The sequence below is a fragment of the Brachybacterium alimentarium genome, assembly GCF_002332425.1.
GTDB lineage: Bacteria > Actinomycetota > Actinomycetes > Actinomycetales > Dermabacteraceae > Brachybacterium > Brachybacterium alimentarium.
Window position 1 is genome coordinate 12,429 of the sequence record NZ_NRGS01000029.1, and the last position, 15,412, is coordinate 27,840.

At 69.7% G+C, this 15,412-nt stretch carries 11 protein-coding genes and 1 riboswitch; all 11 genes read right to left on the reverse strand.

Annotated features, from left to right (window positions below):
• Window positions 1-53: 53 nt before the first annotated feature.
• On the reverse strand, window positions 54-614 hold the full coding sequence (locus tag CIK71_RS15225) for a DUF3566 domain-containing protein (RefSeq protein WP_096166537.1): 561 nt from the start codon (window positions 612-614) through the stop codon (window positions 54-56).
• A gap of 3 nt (window positions 615-617) precedes the next feature.
• A complete protein-coding gene (gene gyrA / locus CIK71_RS15230; protein WP_096166538.1) occupies window positions 618-3,407 on the reverse strand; it encodes a DNA gyrase subunit A in 2,790 nt (929 codons plus the stop codon).
• A gap of 33 nt (window positions 3,408-3,440) precedes the next feature.
• Window positions 3,441-5,576, reverse strand: a complete 2,136-nt coding sequence (gene gyrB, locus CIK71_RS15235; protein ID WP_096166539.1) for a DNA topoisomerase (ATP-hydrolyzing) subunit B — start codon at window positions 5,574-5,576, stop codon at window positions 3,441-3,443.
• A gap of 389 nt (window positions 5,577-5,965) precedes the next feature.
• Window positions 5,966-6,433, reverse strand: coding sequence for a 6,7-dimethyl-8-ribityllumazine synthase (gene ribH / locus CIK71_RS15240; RefSeq protein ID WP_096166540.1), 468 nt, complete (start codon window positions 6,431-6,433; stop codon window positions 5,966-5,968).
• Window positions 6,430-7,668, reverse strand: coding sequence for a 3,4-dihydroxy-2-butanone-4-phosphate synthase (ribB, locus tag CIK71_RS15245; protein WP_096166541.1), 1,239 nt, complete (start codon window positions 7,666-7,668; stop codon window positions 6,430-6,432). Before ribB ends, ribH begins: the two co-directional genes overlap by 4 nt.
• On the reverse strand, window positions 7,665-8,267 hold the full coding sequence (locus CIK71_RS15250) for a riboflavin synthase (protein ID WP_096166542.1): 603 nt from the start codon (window positions 8,265-8,267) through the stop codon (window positions 7,665-7,667). Before CIK71_RS15250 ends, ribB begins: the two co-directional genes overlap by 4 nt.
• 15 nt (window positions 8,268-8,282) lie before the next feature.
• Complete coding sequence (gene ribD, locus CIK71_RS15255; RefSeq protein ID WP_096166543.1) at window positions 8,283-9,308, reverse strand: bifunctional diaminohydroxyphosphoribosylaminopyrimidine deaminase/5-amino-6-(5-phosphoribosylamino)uracil reductase RibD; 1,026 nt, start codon at window positions 9,306-9,308, stop codon at window positions 8,283-8,285.
• A gap of 126 nt (window positions 9,309-9,434) precedes the next feature.
• A riboswitch (FMN riboswitch) is annotated at window positions 9,435-9,564 on the reverse strand.
• Between the two features lie 36 nt (window positions 9,565-9,600).
• Window positions 9,601-10,362 carry a DciA family protein gene (locus CIK71_RS15260; protein ID WP_096166544.1) on the reverse strand — a complete coding sequence of 254 codons (762 nt, stop codon included), beginning with the start codon at window positions 10,360-10,362 and terminating at the stop codon, window positions 9,601-9,603.
• Window positions 10,359-11,624 (reverse strand): DNA replication/repair protein RecF, encoded by a 1,266-nt coding sequence (recF, locus tag CIK71_RS15265; protein ID WP_096166545.1) that lies wholly within the window; start codon window positions 11,622-11,624, stop codon window positions 10,359-10,361. Before recF ends, CIK71_RS15260 begins: the two co-directional genes overlap by 4 nt.
• Window positions 11,625-11,643: 19 nt before the next feature.
• Window positions 11,644-12,768, reverse strand: coding sequence for a DNA polymerase III subunit beta (gene dnaN / locus CIK71_RS15270; protein WP_096166546.1), 1,125 nt, complete (start codon window positions 12,766-12,768; stop codon window positions 11,644-11,646).
• A gap of 517 nt (window positions 12,769-13,285) precedes the next feature.
• Window positions 13,286-14,983, reverse strand: a complete 1,698-nt coding sequence (gene dnaA / locus CIK71_RS15275) for a chromosomal replication initiator protein DnaA (RefSeq protein ID WP_096166547.1) — start codon at window positions 14,981-14,983, stop codon at window positions 13,286-13,288.
• Window positions 14,984-15,412: the final 429 nt, after the last annotated feature.

The window sequence follows — 15,412 nt, forward strand, 5'->3', positions numbered from 1 at the left end:
GGAGGATGCCCGCCCGTTCCCGGCGAGGAGCCGCGCCCGCTGGGCGCGACCGGTCACTCGTCGGTGAAGGTCATCTTCAGCCCGCCCAGCAGCGCGGCGACCAGGTTGTACAGGAACGCCAGCAGCGTGCCGAGCGCCGTGATGATCACGACGTTCACCACGGCGACGATCGTGCCGTAGCTGACCATCTTGGAGAACTCGAAGAACTCCATGAACGGCAGCGGGTCACCGCTGTTGAGGTCACGGCCGAGCTGATCGATCTTGCCCCACAGACCGATCGCATCGACCAGGTTCCAGGTCAGGATCACGGCCACCACGGTCGCGATGCCGAGGGCGATCGCCACCAGGAACGACAGCTTCATCACCGAGAAGGGGTCCAGCCGTGCCAGCGTGAGCCGCACCCGGCGCGGACCGCGCCGCTCGGGCTCAGCGGTCTGCGCCGGGCCCGTCGTCTTCTTCGGACTGCGGCTGGCGCCCTTGGCCGCGGAGCCCTTGCCGGTTCCGATCGACGTCGTCGAGGGGGACGTCTCGCTCTCCTCGAACGCCGGGAGCTTGGTGGTCGCCTCCGGAGACGTCGTGGTGCCGGAGGCGGACCTCGAGTCGCTCGTGCTCACGGATTACTCCTCGTTGGGGTCGTCGTCGCCGGCGGGCGACTGGTCGGACTCGTCAGAGCCTAGATCATCGGACGGGGCCGGAGCCTGCACCGACTCCCCGTCGCCCTCGATCTGCACAGCATCACCATCAGCGTCGGTGAGCTCCGGGGACTCGGCGTCCCCCGCCTCCTCCTCGTCGATCTCCGACTCGGGGCTGGTGGTGACCAGCAGGATGCGATCGCCCTTGTCCGGCTTGGCGAAGACGACGCCCATGGTGGTGCGGCCCTTGGACGGCACCTCCGCCACGCGGGAGCGGACCACGCGGCCGCGCTCCATGACCACGAGCAGCTCGTCGCTCTCCTCGACCACGGCGGCACCGACCAGGTGGCCGCGGTCATCGGGCAGCTTCGCGACCCGGATGCCCAGGCCGCCGCGGCCCTGCACCCGGTACTCGTCGACGCTCGTGCGCTTGGCGTAGCCGCCATCGGTCACGGTCACCACGAACTGCTCGGGTCGCACGACGTCCATCGCGAGGAGCTCGTCGTCGTGACGGAACTTCATGCCGGTCACGCCGCTGGTCGCACGGCCCGTCGGGCGCAGCACGTCATCGGCCGCCGGGAACCGCACGGACTGGCCGTTGCGGGAGACCAGCAGCAGGTGGTCATCGGCGTTCACGGCCTGGGCCGCGATCACGCGGTCCGGCTGTGCGCCCTCGATGCCGTCGATGTCGCGCAGGTTGATCGCGATGATGCCGCCGGTGCGGTTGGAGTCGAAGGCCGGCATCGCCGTCTTCTTCACCAGTCCGGAGGCGGTCGCGAGCACCAGGTACTCGGCATCCTCGTAGGTGTCGATCGCGAGCACCGAGGCGATGCTCTCGTCGGGCTGGAACGCCATCAGGTTCGCGACGTGCTGGCCCTTGGCATCACGCGGCGCCTCGGGCAGCTCGTAGCCCTTGGCGCGATAGACGCGCCCCTGGTTGGTGAAGAACAGCAGCCAGCGATGGGTCGTGGAGGTGAAGAAGTGCTCGACCACGTCGTCCGCTCGCAGCGAGGCGCCGCGCACGCCCTTCCCGCCGCGCTTCTGGGCGCGGTACTGGTCAGCGCGGGTGCGCTTGACGTATCCGCCGCGGGTGATGGTGACGACCACGTCCTCCTCGGGGATGAGGTCCTCCATCGACATGTCCCCGTCGAACGGCATGATCTGGGTCCGACGGTCGTCGCCGTAGCGGTCCACGATCTCCTGCAGCTCGTTCGAGACGATGTCCCGCTGGCGCTGCGGATCCGCGAGGATCGCCGTGTACTCCTCGATGAGGGCCTGCAGACGATCGTGCTCGTCCATGATCTTCTGGCGCTCCAGGGCGGCCAGGCGACGCAGCTGCATCGCGAGGATCGCATTGGCCTGGAGCTCGTCGATCTCGAGCATCTCCATCAGCCCGTCACGGGCCTGGTCGGCATCCGGCGAGCGACGGATCAGCGCGATGACCTCGTCGAGCGCGTCGAGCGCCTTGAGGTAGCCGCGGTAGATGTGGATCTGCTCTTCGGCCTTGCGCAGGCGGTACCGGGTGCGACGCACGATGACGTCGATCTGATGCTTGGTCCACTCGCGCACGAAGGAGTCGATCGACAGGGTGCGGGGCACCCCGTTCGCCAGCGCCAGCATGTTCGCGGAGAAGTTCTCCTGCAGCTGGGTGTGCTTGTACAGGTTGTTCAGCACGACCTTCGCGACCGCATCGCGCTTGAGCGTGATGACCAGGCGCTGGCCGGTGCGGCCGGAGGTCTCGTCGGTGATGTCCGCGATGCCCTGGATCTTGCCGAGCTTGACCATCTCGGCGATCTTGCGCGCGAGGGTGTCGGGATTGACCTGGTAGGGCAGCTCGGTGACGACGAGCGACATGCGGCCGTTGATCTCCTCGGTGGAGACCACGGCGCGCTGGGTGATGGAGCCGCGACCGGTGCGGTACGCCTCCTCGATGCCCTTGGTGCCGGCGACCGTGGCGCCGCTGGGGAAGTCGGGTCCCTTGATGAACCTCAGGCATGCCTCGAGCAGCTCGGGCTTGGTGGCCTCGTGGTTCGTCAGCAGCCACTGGACGGCGTCGGCCACCTCGCGCAGGTTGTGCGGCGGGATGTTCGTCGCCATGCCCACGGCGATGCCGGCGGACCCGTTGACCAGCAGGTTCGGGAAACGCGCGGGCAGCACGACGGGCTCGTCGACCGTGTTGTCATAGTTGCCCTGCATGTCGACCGTCTCCTGGTCGATGTCACGCACGAGCTCGAGGGCCAGCGGGGCCATCTTGCACTCGGTGTACCGCGGGGCGGCTGCGCCGTCGTCGCCGGCGGAGCCGAAGTTGCCCTGGCCCAGGATCAGCGGGTAGCGCATCGACCACGGCTGCACCAGACGCACCATGGCGTCGTAGATCGCGGTGTCGCCGTGGGGGTGGTAGTTGCCCATGACCTCGCCGACGACCTTCGCGCACTTCGAGAAGGAGCGGTCGGGGCGGTAGCCGCCGTCGTACATCGCGTAGACGATGCGGCGGTGCACGGGCTTGAGGCCGTCGCGCACGTCGGGCAGCGCACGGGAGACGATCACGCTCATCGCGTAGTCGAGGTAGGAGCGCTGCATCTCCTGGTTCAGGTCGACCTGGGTGATGCGGTCCACCTCGTCCTCGTCGAGGGGGTCGACGAGGGTGACGGTGCGGTCCGATGCCTCGGAGGTGGAGACCTCGTGGGCGCCGTCGGGCGTGGCCTGGCCGGCCACACCGGCGGGCAGCTCCGGGGTCTCGTCGGGGTTCGTGGGGTCCTGCGGGGTGTCGCTCATGGTGAGAGAGAGGCCTTTCGGGTGGGGCCGAGATCAGATGTCGAGGAAGCGGACGTCCTTGGCGTTCTCCTGGATGAATCGCCGCCTGGACTCGACGTCGTCGCCCATCAGGACGGAGAAGATGGTGTCGGCGTCGGCGGCCTCGTCGACCGTGACCTGCTTCAGAGTGCGCGAGGTGGTGTCCATCGTGGTGGTCTGGAGCTCCTTCCAGTCCATCTCGCCCAGACCCTTGTAGCGCTGGATCCCGTTGTCGCGGGGGATGCGGCGACCGGCGGCGCGGCCGGCCTCGAGGCGCTCGTCGCGCTCGACATCGCTGAAGACGTACTCGTGCGGGGCGTTGGTCCACTTCAGGCGGAACAGCGGCGGCATCGCGATGAACACGTGGCCGAGCTCGATCAGCGGGCGCATGTAGCGGAACAGCAGCGTCAGCAGCAGGGTGCAGATGTGCTGGCCGTCGACGTCAGCATCGGCCATCAGGATGATCTTGTGATAGCGCAGCTTGGTGGCGTCGAAGTCGTCGCCGATCCCGGTGCCGAACGCGGTGATCAGCGACCGGACCTCCTGGTTGTCCAGCGCGCGGTCCAGCCGGGCCTTCTCCACGTTCAGGATCTTGCCGCGGATGGGCAGGATGGCCTGGGTGCGGGGGTCGCGGCCCTGCACGGCGGAGCCGCCGGCCGAGTCGCCCTCGACGATGAAGATCTCCGACTCCGCGGGGTTGCGGGAGGAGCAGTCGCGCAGCTTGCCGGGCATGCCGCCGGTCTCCAGCGGCGACTTGCGGCGTGTCGCATCGCGGGCCTTGCGGGCCGCCTCGCGGGCGGCCGCGGCGGCCTGGCCCTTCATGACGATCGCGCGGGCCTCCTGCGGATGGGAGACGAACCAGTCCTGGAGCTGATCGGTCATCACCTTGACCATGAAGGTGCGGGCGATGGTGTTGCCCAGCTTCGTCTTGGTCTGGCCCTCGAACTGCGGCTCGCCGAGCTTGACGGAGACCACGGCGGTCAGCCCCTCGCGGATGTCCTCGCCCGTGAGGTTCGAGTCCTTCTCCTTGAGCAGGCCCTGCGACCGGCCGTAGCGGTTCACGATCGACGTCAGCGAGGAGCGGAAGCCCTCCTCGTGGGTGCCTCCCTCGTGCGTGTTGATCGTGTTGGCGTAGGTGTGCACCGACTCGGAGTAGGCGCCGGTCCACTGCATGGCGACCTCGACGGAGATCGCGGCCTCCTGGTCCTCGGACTCGAAGGAGATGATCTCGGGGTGGATCACCTCGGCCCGCTTGGCCGTGTTGATGAACTCCACGAAGTCCTGCAGACCGCGCTTGTAGAGGTAGGAGACGGTGCGGGGACCGGACTCCTTCTCGGCGTTCTCCGCCTCGAGCTCGACGTCGATGACGTCGTCCTCGTCCTCTTCTGGCTCCTCGGGGGCGCGCTCGTCGGTCAGCGTGATCTTCAGTCCCTTGTTCAGGAACGCCATCTGCTGGAATCGCTTGCGCAGCGTCTCGAAGTCGTAGACGGTCTCGTCGAAGATGTCGTGATCGGCCCAGAAGGTGATCGTGGTGCCGGTCTCCTCGGTCTCCTCGCCCTTGTCGAGCGGGGCGAGGGGGACGCCGCGGCTGTACGCCTGGCGCCACACGTGACCGTCGCGGCGGATCTCCACCTCCATGCGGATGGACAGGGCGTTGACGACGGAGGAGCCCACGCCGTGCAGGCCGCCGGAGACCGCGTAGCCGCCGCCGCCGAACTTGCCGCCGGCGTGCAGCACCGTGAGCACGAGCTCGACGGCGGGCTTGCCCTCGGTGGGGTGCATCGCCACGGGGATGCCGCGCGCATGGTCGACGACCTTCACGCCGCCGTCGTCCAGCAGCGTCACCTCGATGGTGTCGCCGTGACCGGCCATCGCCTCGTCCACGCAGTTGTCGACGATCTCCTGCACCATGTGGTGCAGGCCGCGCTCACCGGTCGAGCCGATGTACATGCCCGGGCGCTTGCGCACCGCCTCGAGGCCCTCGAGGACGGTGATGTCCGAGGCGTCGTAGTGCTCCGGCGCATGCGCTGCGCGCTCACCGGCGGACTGGACCGGGGGTGCCGGTGCGTCCGGTGCCTCCGGCGCATCGGGAGCGTCAGAAGCACTCCGGGAGGCATCCGTCTCGGGCATGGGGTGGTCGCTGTCGCTCACCTGATGTGGCTCCTCGCAGTCCTGGGATCCCTCGACCCAGGAGAGCGTCGAGGGTTGCGGCCAGCCACGCGGAGCGATCCGGACGGCTCAGCACACATGCGGCCCACGAGGAGTCTCGCGCGCACACGCGCGTAAGGCACCCGTAGGCCACAGCGATCGAGCCGACGGCATCGAGATCCGCGAGGACGTCGGCCGAACACCACCATTCTAGCCGACTGAGGCCCGTGAACCTATTGACGCGGCCGATCCTGTGGAGAACGCGACGCAGGATCGGCCTCAGACGGCCCTCGGCGGCCTCAGGAAGCCGTTTCGGAGGCGGTCGCCGGGGTCCCCTGCCTCAGGCGGGGTGATATCGCGGCATAGAGCCGCCTGGGCAGGCGACCTCGCGCTCAGAGCTCCGCGAGCACCGCGGCGGTGGCCAGCGCGGCGGTCGCCGCCTCGTGGCCCTTGTCCTCGCTCGAGCCCTCGCGACCCGATCGGTCCAGCGCCTGCTCCTCGTCATCGCAGGTCAACAGCCCGAAACCGACGGGAACCCCGTGGTCCAGGGCCACCCGGGAGAGTCCATCGGTCGCCGCCGAGCAGACGTACTCGAAGTGCGGGGTGCCGCCCCGGATCACGACGCCGAGCGCGATCACGGCGTCGTGGGTGCGGGCGAGACGGTCGGCGATCACCGGCAGCTCGAAGGAGCCGGGGGCCCGCACCACGGTGGGGCCGGTGATCCCCGCCTCGGTGCAGCCGCGCAGCGCACCGTCGAGCAGGCCGTCCATGACCTCCTGGTGCCAGGAGGCGGCGACGATCGCGACCCGCAGGTCGGGGTGGGAGGTGGTGGTCAGGCTGGGGCTTCCGTGTCCGCTCATGCAGCGTCTCCTTCAGGGGTGGTGGGGAGGCCGACGAGATGGTGGCCCAGTCGGTCCCGCTTGGTGGTGAGATACGCGAGGTTCTCGGGGGTGGGGTGGGTGCCGAGGTCCACGACCGCGGCGACGTCGAGGCCGCCCGCGCGCAGCGCCTCGGCCTTGGCGGGGTTGTGGGTGAGCAGGTGGACGCTCCCCACGCCGAGGCGCGCGAGGATCCGCGGCACCGCCTCGAAGCTGCGGGCGTCGACCGGCAGGCCCAGGTCGAGGTTCGCCTCGACGGTGTCGCGGCCGGAATCCTGCAGCGCGTAGGCGCGCAGCTTCTGCACCAGGCCGATCCCTCGCCCCTCGTGGCCGCGCAGCAGGACGAGCACGCCGCGGCCGGCGGCCTCGATCCGCGCCAGGGACTCCTGCAGCTGCGGACCGCAGTCGCAGCGGCGGGAGCCGAACACGTCCCCGGTCATGCATTCGGAGTGCACCCGGGTCAGCACCGGGTCGTCGGTCGTGACGTCCCCGCGCACGAGCACCAGATGCTCGGCGGAGCCGTCGCGCACGGCCAGGGCACGGAAGGTGCCGTGCTCGGTGGGCAGGTCCACCGGCTCCGTCATCTCGAGGGGATCGGCCTCGAGCGCCCGACGGTGCGCCACGAGCGCCTCGATCGAGATCATCACCAGGTCGTGCTGGTCGGCGAACTCCCGCAGCGCCGGTCCGCGCATCATGGTGCCGTCATCGTGCACGAGCTCGACGATCATGCCGACCTCGGGCAGGCCGGCCAGACGCGTGAGGTCCACCGCCGCCTCGGTGTGGCCGCGGCGCTCGAGCACGCCGCCGTCGCGGGCACGCAGGGGCAGCACGTGGCCGGGACGGATCAGGTCCGCGGGGGCCGAGCCCGGATCGGCGAGGACCTGCAGGGTGCGGGCACGGTCGGCCGCGCTGATCCCGGTGGTCACGTCGGCGGAGGCGTCGACGCTCACGGTGTAGGCGGTGCGCAGCGGGTCCGCGTTCTCGGCGACCATCAGCGGCAGCTGCAGGGCATCCGCCCTCGCCGCCGTCATCGGAGCGCACAGCAGGCCGCTCGAGTAGCGGACCGCGAAGGCCAGGGTCTGCGCGGTCGCGGCCGAGGCGGCCAGGATCAGGTCGCCCTCGTTCTCGCGGTCCTCGTCGTCCACGACCACCACGGGCGCTCCGACGGAGAGTGCGGCGAGGGCCTGCTCGACGGAGTCCAGTCGCAGCGTGCTCATCGGCGCGCCCCCTCGGCGAACAGCAGCTTCTCGACGTGCTTGGCCAGCACGTCGACCTCGAGGTTCACGCGGTGGCCGATGTCCCGTCGGCCCAGGGTGGTGCGGGCGAGGGTCTCCGGGATCAACCCGATCGTCACCTCGTCGCCGTCGATCGCGGCGACGGTGAGGCTCACGCCGTCCACGGCCAGCGATCCCTTCGCGACCACATAACGGGCCAGGCCCGCGGGCAGCTGGATCCGCAGGCGGGTGGTGCCTGCCTCCTCCTCCCGGTCGAGGATCTCGCCGGTCGCGTCCACATGGCCCTGCACGATGTGGCCGTCCAGGCGTCCGTCGACCCGTACGCAGCGCTCGAGGTTGACGGGGTCACCGGCGGCGAGCCCGCCGAGGGTGGTGGCCTCGAGCGTGGTGGCGATGACGTCGGCGCTCCAGGTCTCGCCGTCCTCTGCGGTCACGGTGAGGCAGCAGCCGTTCACGGCGATCGAGTCGCCCAGGGCGATGCCGGCCAGGACCTGCGGGGAGCGGATCGTGAGGCGGGCAGGATCCGCCGGTGAGGTGAGCGACTCGACGGTGCCGAGTTCTTCGATGATTCCGGTGAACATGGGGGTCCTTCCAGGTCAGGCGGTTCGGAGGCGGAGGGTGAGGCGGAGGTCGCAGCCGCGGGGGGCGACCTCCACGAGGTCCAGGTCCAGGCGCTCGGAGATCGTGGTGATCCCCAGGTCGCCGACGCCCGGTGGTCCGGCGCCCAGCAGGGTGGGGGCCAGGTGCACGATCAGCTCATCGACCAGCCCGGCGCGCAGGAAGGCGCCGGTCACGGTGGGCCCGCCCTCGAGCAGGACATGGCGTCGGCCGTGCGCGAAGAGCTCCGCGAGGGCGGCCGACGGGTCGTGTGTGCGCAGGAGGAGCGTGTCTCCCGCACCCGCCGGAGCGGGCAGCGGGGGGATGTCGCCGGTGCCCATCACCACGCGGAGAGGCTGGTGCGGGAGCAGGGTCCCGTCGGGGCGGCGGGCGGTGAGAGAGGGCTGGTCGATCCGGGCGGTGCCGGCGCCGATGAGCACGACGTCGCAGGTGGCGCGCAGGTCGTGGACCTCGCTGCGGGCCTCCTCGCCGGTGATCCAACGGCTGCTGCCGTCCGCCGCGGCGACCCGGCCGTCGAGCGTGAGCGCCGTCTTGGCGGTGACCAGGGGGCGGTCGTGCTGCAGGCCGTGCTCCCAGCCGCGATTGAGCAGGCCGGCCGCGGCAGCGAGGTCCTCGGGCACGTCCAGCTCGACGTCGATGCCGGCGGCACGCAGGGTCTCGACGCCGCCGGTCGCGAGCGGGTTCGGGTCACGCCGGGCGACCACGACCCGCGCCACTCCGGCCTCGAGCAGCGCGTCGGCGCAGGGCCCGGTGCGTCCGTGATGGGCGCAGGGTTCCAGGGTGACGAGGGCGGTGGCTCCGGCGACGGAGACGGACGCGCGACTCAGGGCGTCGATCTCGGCATGCGGCGTGCCGGCCCCGCGGTGGTGTCCCTCCGCGATCACCGCTCCGTGGGCATCGAGCAGCACGCAGCCCACACGGGGATTCGGGCCCAAGGGCACGGCGGGGTCCGCAGCGATCTCCAGCGCACGGCGCAGGGCCGCGGTCTCGGCGTGGGCCAGCATGGTCTCTCTCCCTCGGTCCGCAGCTCGCGGTTCCGGAGGGAGGGGAAGGGTGCGGAGACGTCGTCGCCCGAGGAGCGTTCGCCGGTGCACCGGGGTGCACGGCGAAGAGCCGCCCGAGGACGTCGTTCGCGTGCGCTTCCCATCCGGACTCTGACCGTCGGTCCAGGAGTTCCACCTGGTCAGCCGAGGGCCAGAGGCCATCGGGTCGCGGACTATCACCGCCGGCTCGGAATTTCACCGACCCCAGTGCACGCGAGCTTGTCAGCTCGTCAGCACTCACGGTAGCAGGAGCTCATCCGTATGTGTCGCGCGGTCCGCGCCAGGTGACGGTGCGTCGGCCCTTCTTCCAGGTGCGCTCGGCAGAGGCCGGACCGGTCACGCGCAGCTCGGAGATCACGTGGGAGCCGATGTGCTCCTCGATCGCGGTGATGAGCTGCGGGGTGAGCATGCGCAGCTGGGAGGCCCAGGCCGAGGAGGACGCGCTGACCATGAGCACCCCGTCCTCGAGGGAGACCGGACGGCAGTGGGTCGCGAGCCTCTCGCCCACGATCTCGTCCCATTCCTCGAGCACCCGTCCGGCATCCATGCCGGCGTTCCAGCCGAGGTTTCCCAGCACCTTCTTCAGCACCAGCTCGATGCCCTGCGGGTCTCGCGGGTCCGGGCGGGATCCGGAGTAGCCGGGGGCGCTGCCCGAGCGGTCGCGCACGTCTCTGGCCTGGGTCTTCGCGGAGATCGGGAAGAGTCCGCGGTCCCGGGCCGCGGCACGGGAGCGGTTCACGGTGCGCCGGGCGAGTTCGAAGGGGTCGGTCGACGGCGGCAGCTCGGGCGGGTCGTAGAACTCATCCGGCCCCGCGACCCGCTCCTGATCGCGCTCCGACGCCGGCCGACGCTGCCCGGCGGTGCCCGGCGGACGTCGAGGAGCTGCTGTCCCGGGGTGCCGTTCCACGGTCCGGGAGGCCTGCTGGTCCGGCTCCTGGGGGCCTCGCCAGGTCGAGAGATCGTACGGGTTCGCGAGCCGCGGCCGCTGTCCGTTCCCGGATCGCGGCGTCGTCATCGCAGGCCTCCGTCGCGCGGATCCCGCGGCGTCGCGTCGCCGAGGCTGACGTCGACCACATGGATCTCGCCGTCCAGCGAGCCGGGGATGTCGGTGTCGTTGGCGGTGGTGATCAGCACCTGGGAGGCGCTGGTGACGATGCGGCCCAGCCGTTCGCGCCGGTGCACGTCGAGCTCGCTGAACACGTCGTCGAGGATGAGGATCGGTTCGCCGTCGCCGAGATCGCCCTCCTCGAGACGGAGCAGGTCGTAGCTGGCCAGGCGCAGGGCGAGGGCCAAGGACCAGGACTCGCCGTGGCTCGCATAGCCCTTGGCGGGGAAGTCGTGCAGCCGGATCTCCAGGTCGTCGCGGTGCGGTCCGGTCAGGGTGACGCCGCGGTCGATCTCGTCGTCGTGACGCGAGGCGAGCAGCCCGAGCAGGCAGTCATGGATCTCCTGGGTGCCGGGCAGCTCTCCGGCTTCGGTGCCGAGCTCGTCGAGCACGGTGGACCGATATGCCACATCGGCCGGGGAGGAGAGGTTCCCGCGCTGGTCCGGGGGGAGGTCCAGGGATTCCTCGGCACCCTCGTCCGTCGCCACCCGGAGGTACGAGTAGCCCAGATGCGGGCGCAGACGGTTCACCAGGTGCAGCCGGGCGCGCAGAAGCTCGGCGCCGAAGCGGGCGAGCTGCTGGTCCCAGACCTCCAGAGTGCTCGAGGCCGAATCCGCCGGATCGAGGCCCGCGACGCTGCGCCCGGCTCCGCCCCGACGCATCGATCGCATCTGCTTGAGCAGGTTGCTGCGCTGCTTGAGGACGCGGTCGTAATCCGCTTTGACCGACGCGAAGCGCGGCGCGATCTCGAAGAGGAGCTCGTCGAGGAAGCGGCGGCGGCCTTCCGGATCCCCCTTGATGAGGCCGAGATCCTCAGGGGCGAAGAGCACGGCCCGGACCTCGCCGAGCAGGTCGCGCAGCCGCGCGACGTTCTGGCCCTGGACCCGAGCCCGGTTGGACTTGCCCGGCGTGATCTCGAGGTCGACCTGCAGGTTCCGCCCTGCCCGCACGAAGCTCGCCCGGATGATCGCGGTCGATTCGCCCCGTCGTACGAGGGCGGCGTCGTGGGGGACCCGATGGCTCGACAGCGTCGCCAGATACCAGACGGCCTCGACGATGTTGGTCTTGCCCTGCCCGTTCTTGCCGACCAGCACGGTGATGCCCGAGGTGACGGGCAGCGTGAGGCGTTCGTACGAGCGGTAGTCGGTGAGGTCGAGAGCGGTCAGCTGCATGGACGGACCACTCCCACGCTCAGATCCGCATCGGCATGATCAGGTACTTGTACGAGGTGTCGGGCACGCCCTCGAGGGAGTCCTGACCGCTCATGACCGAGGGCTTGATGGAGTCGGTGAACGTGAGCCGGGCGAACTCGGTGCCCAGGGCGCCGAGGCCGTCGAGCAGGAAGCCCGAGTTGAAGCCCACGACCAGGTCCTCGCCCTCGAGGTGTGCCTCGAGGACCTCACTGGCCTGTGCGTCGTCACCTGCACCGGCCTCGAGCGCGACCTGTCCCTCCGCGAAGGACAGTCTCACCGGGGTGTTCCGCTCGGCGACCAGGGAGACGCGCTTGACGGCATCGATGAGGGCACCGGTGGAGACCACGGCGGTGATCGCGGTGGTGTCCGGGAAGAGTCGCCTCACGGGCGGGTACTCGCCGTCGACCAGCGTGGAGGTCGTGCGGCGGCCGCCGGCCTCGAAGCCGATGAGGTGGGCGGAGTCGTCCTCGGCCAGAGCGATCTCGACGCTGCCGCCGGTGGCCAGGGAGCGTGCGACCTCATGCAGGGTGCGACCGCGCACGAGCGCCGTCTGCTCGGTGCCCGGGGTGGCCGGGTTCCAGGTCAGCTCCCGCAGCGCGAGGCGATAGCGGTCGGTGGCCATGAGCGTCATGGTCTCGCCGGAGATCTCGACCTTCACGCCCGTCAGCAGCGGGAGGGTGTCGTCCTTCGAGGCGGCGACCGTGACCTGGCTGATCGCCTCGGAGAAGACGTCGGCCGCGACGGAGCCGGCGACCGGGGGCATGCTCGGCAGCTGCGGGTACTCCTCGACCGGGAGGGTGGCCAGTGCGAACCGCGCGGAACCGCATCTGACCTGCAGCTTCGTGCCCTCGAGGGCGATCGAGACGTCCTTGTTGGGCAGCGCTCGAACGATGTCGGACAGCATCCGTCCCTGCACCAGGACCTCGCCGGGCTGCTCGACCTCGGCATCCAGCCGGATCTGTGCGCTCACTTCGTAGTCGAACGTGGAAAGCTGCAGCTCACCACTGGAATCAGCCACGATCCGCACGCCCTGCAGGATCGGCATCGCCGGTCGCACAGGGAGGGTTCGAGTGGCCCAGGAGACGGCGTCACCGAGGACGCCGCGATCGAGGTGGAACTTCACCTTTGCCACTCCTTCGCAGTGGTCGAAAGCCAGAACGGGGGACAGCGTATCGGTTTCCTCGGCCTGCGGGCGACACACCGGCCTGGATCCTTGACAGCGACCCGCGCCGGTACCCGGGGATCACTCGTCTCGTCCGGGCTGAAGAACCCTCCCCGGCACCCGAAATGACATGACGCCGACGTCGCTCCCCGGCACCCCGGCCCGTCCACACCCCCCTTGAGCTGAGAACTACAGTCCTCTTCATCACGGCTGTGCACATCGTGGATAACCGCGATCGTCCCAGCTCCCACGGTTCAGAGCCCTCGTGGACGGAGCGTTGAGCGCTGCGCACTTCTCGTGCGCCGGCTGTGCACAGGTCGCCGGCTCCCGCGGATTCTTGTCATTCCTCCGTGCACATCGGGGTGTGCGTGGGACTCGTCGGTTCCACATTGTCCACAGAGTTATCCACAATTGGGGAGAACTGCGCGGTGACCTGCTCTGTTGTTCGCGGTGTTCGGGACTCGCGAGCGGGGCGGCCTCAGCCGCGGGGGCGGGAGTTGGAGCTCTTGATCCGCGCGGTGAGCTCGGTGACCTGATTGAAGATCGCGCGGCGCTCCTTCATGAGTTCGCTGATCTTCTTGTTGGCGTGCATCACGGTGGTGTGGTCGCGGCCACCGAACTCGTCGCCGATGCGGATCAGCGGCATGTCCGTGAGCTCGCGACACAGGTACATGCCGATCTGCCGGGCGGAGACCAGCCGGCGCGACCGTCCGCTGCCGACGATCTCGTCGACCGACAGATTGAAGTAGGTAGCGGTCTGGGCGATGATCGTCGACGCCGTGATCTGGGTGCCGTCGTCGTGGGAGAGCAGATCCTTCAGCACGCTCTCGGCAAGCGTGACGTCCATCGGCTGGCGGGAGAGCGAGTGCAGCGCCTGCACGCGGATCAGCGCCCCTTCGAGCTCACGGATGTTGGTCGCGATGTGCGAGGCGATGTACTCCAGCACGTCATGAGGGACCTCGCCGGTGTTCTCCTGCGCGACCTTCTTGCGCAGGATCGCGATGCGGGTCTCGAGGTCCGGCGGCTGCACGTCGGTCATCAGGCCCATCTCGAAGCGCGAGCGCATGCGGTTCTCGAAGCCGCCGAGCTCCTTCGGGGGGAGGTCCGAGGTGATGACGATCTGCTTGTCCGTGTTGTACAGCGTGTTGAACGTGTGGAAGAAGGCTTCCATCGTCTCGGGCGCACGCTGCAGGAACTGGATGTCGTCGATGAGCAGGATGTCGATGTCGCGGTAGCGGCGCTGGAACTCCTGCGCCTTGCCGAACTGGCCGGACTGCACGGAGTTGATGAAGTCGTTGGTGAACTCCTCGGAGTTCACGTACCGCACGACCACGTCCGGGTAGAGGCTCTGCGCGTAATGGCCGACGGCATGCAGCAGGTGGGTCTTGCCCAGACCCGAGCCGCCGTAGATGAACAGCGGGTTGTACGCCTTGGCGGGAGTCTCCGCGACGGCCGACGCCGCTGCCTGGGCGAAGCGGTTGGAGGACCCGATCACGAACGTGTCGAAGGTGTACTTCGCGTTCAGCCGGGAGTCCTCGCCGAGAGTGGACTGTCCGGTCCGGGCCGGGCGACGCGGTGCGGGCAGCGGCGACGGCGCCGACGAGCCGGTCGTGGCGGAGAAGCCGGCATAGGCGCTGGGGTCGTCGGCCGCGGTGCCGGTGTAGGCGCCCCCGAGGGAGAAGCGGTCCTCGCTGGAGAACGGGCCGGCAGCCGGAGACGGGACGGAGGAGGGCAGGGCGGCGCGGCCGGGCTGATCGCTCGCGGGGAGCACGGAGCCCTCGTCACGTCGGAAGGGGGCCGTGTAGGAGTCGTGCACCGGAGTTTCCACAAGTCTGTCCACACCATGTGCACTGCCGGGGGCGGCGGCCGGGGTCGGAGCCGCAGCAGGCGCCGGGTCATCGTCGTCATCGGCGAAGAGCGTCTCGTCGACCGTGACCGCGAACCGCAGCTCGCTGCCGTAGGCGTCGCTGAGGGCGGCGGCCAGGGGGCCCGCGATGCGGTGCTCGAACAGCTCCTTCGCGGAGGTGGAAGGGGCTGCGACCAGGGCAGTCTCTGCCACGACGGCCATCAGGCGGGACAGCGTGAGCAGGGCGATGACGCGCTGGGACACGTTGCCGTCTCGACGCAGGGTGGCCAGGGTGCGCTCCCAGATCGCGGCGACGTTCGCGTCAGTCATCAAGTTTCTCCGTACGGGGGCGATCGGCGGTCCAGGTAGTTTTCCACAATAGCCGCTGTATTGTGGATCAACAGTGTGGACAAGTCCTCGTCCCCGCCGCTCGTGACCGGAAACTCGTTCCCCGGGCTGCGCGGGTGTCCGTGCTGGTACGGACTCCGTTCTATCCGTTCGGCCTGTCACAGCTCTCGCGGCGCCGAGGGTCGCGAAACGCCGGACACAGTGAGAAACCGGCCACAACGGGCCTGTGGAGGTCGTTCTCCGTTGACCCTTCGCGCACTCGCTCCTAAGATCATGCAGTCAGCGCTGCGCGCCGTCCCGACACGGTCTCCGGCAGCCGCCCCGCGAGAGCGGGTGCGCCCGAACAGTCCGTTCGTGCAGCACGACCACCAGACCACCGCGAGGGGTACGTCCGTGCCCACGATCGAGGAG

What these genes read in the sequence shown, in the direction of transcription:
- gyrA (WP_096166538.1), bottom strand. Translation starts at nt 3,407, where the DNA reads ATGAGCGACACCCCGCAGGACCCCACGAACCCCGACGAGACCCCGGAG.
- ribH (WP_096166540.1), bottom strand. Translation starts at nt 6,433, where the DNA reads ATGAGCGGACACGGAAGCCCCAGCCTGACCACCACCTCCCACCCCGAC.
- ribB (WP_096166541.1), bottom strand. Translation starts at nt 7,668, where the DNA reads ATGAGCACGCTGCGACTGGACTCCGTCGAGCAGGCCCTCGCCGCACTC.
- CIK71_RS15250 (WP_096166542.1), bottom strand. Translation starts at nt 8,267, where the DNA reads ATGTTCACCGGAATCATCGAAGAACTCGGCACCGTCGAGTCGCTCACC.
- ribD (WP_096166543.1), bottom strand. Translation starts at nt 9,308, where the DNA reads ATGCTGGCCCACGCCGAGACCGCGGCCCTGCGCCGTGCGCTGGAGATC.
- CIK71_RS15260 (WP_096166544.1), bottom strand. Translation starts at nt 10,362, where the DNA reads ATGACGACGCCGCGATCCGGGAACGGACAGCGGCCGCGGCTCGCGAAC.
- recF (WP_096166545.1), bottom strand. Translation starts at nt 11,624, where the DNA reads ATGCAGCTGACCGCTCTCGACCTCACCGACTACCGCTCGTACGAACGC.
- dnaA (WP_096166547.1), bottom strand. Translation starts at nt 14,983, where the DNA reads ATGACTGACGCGAACGTCGCCGCGATCTGGGAGCGCACCCTGGCCACC.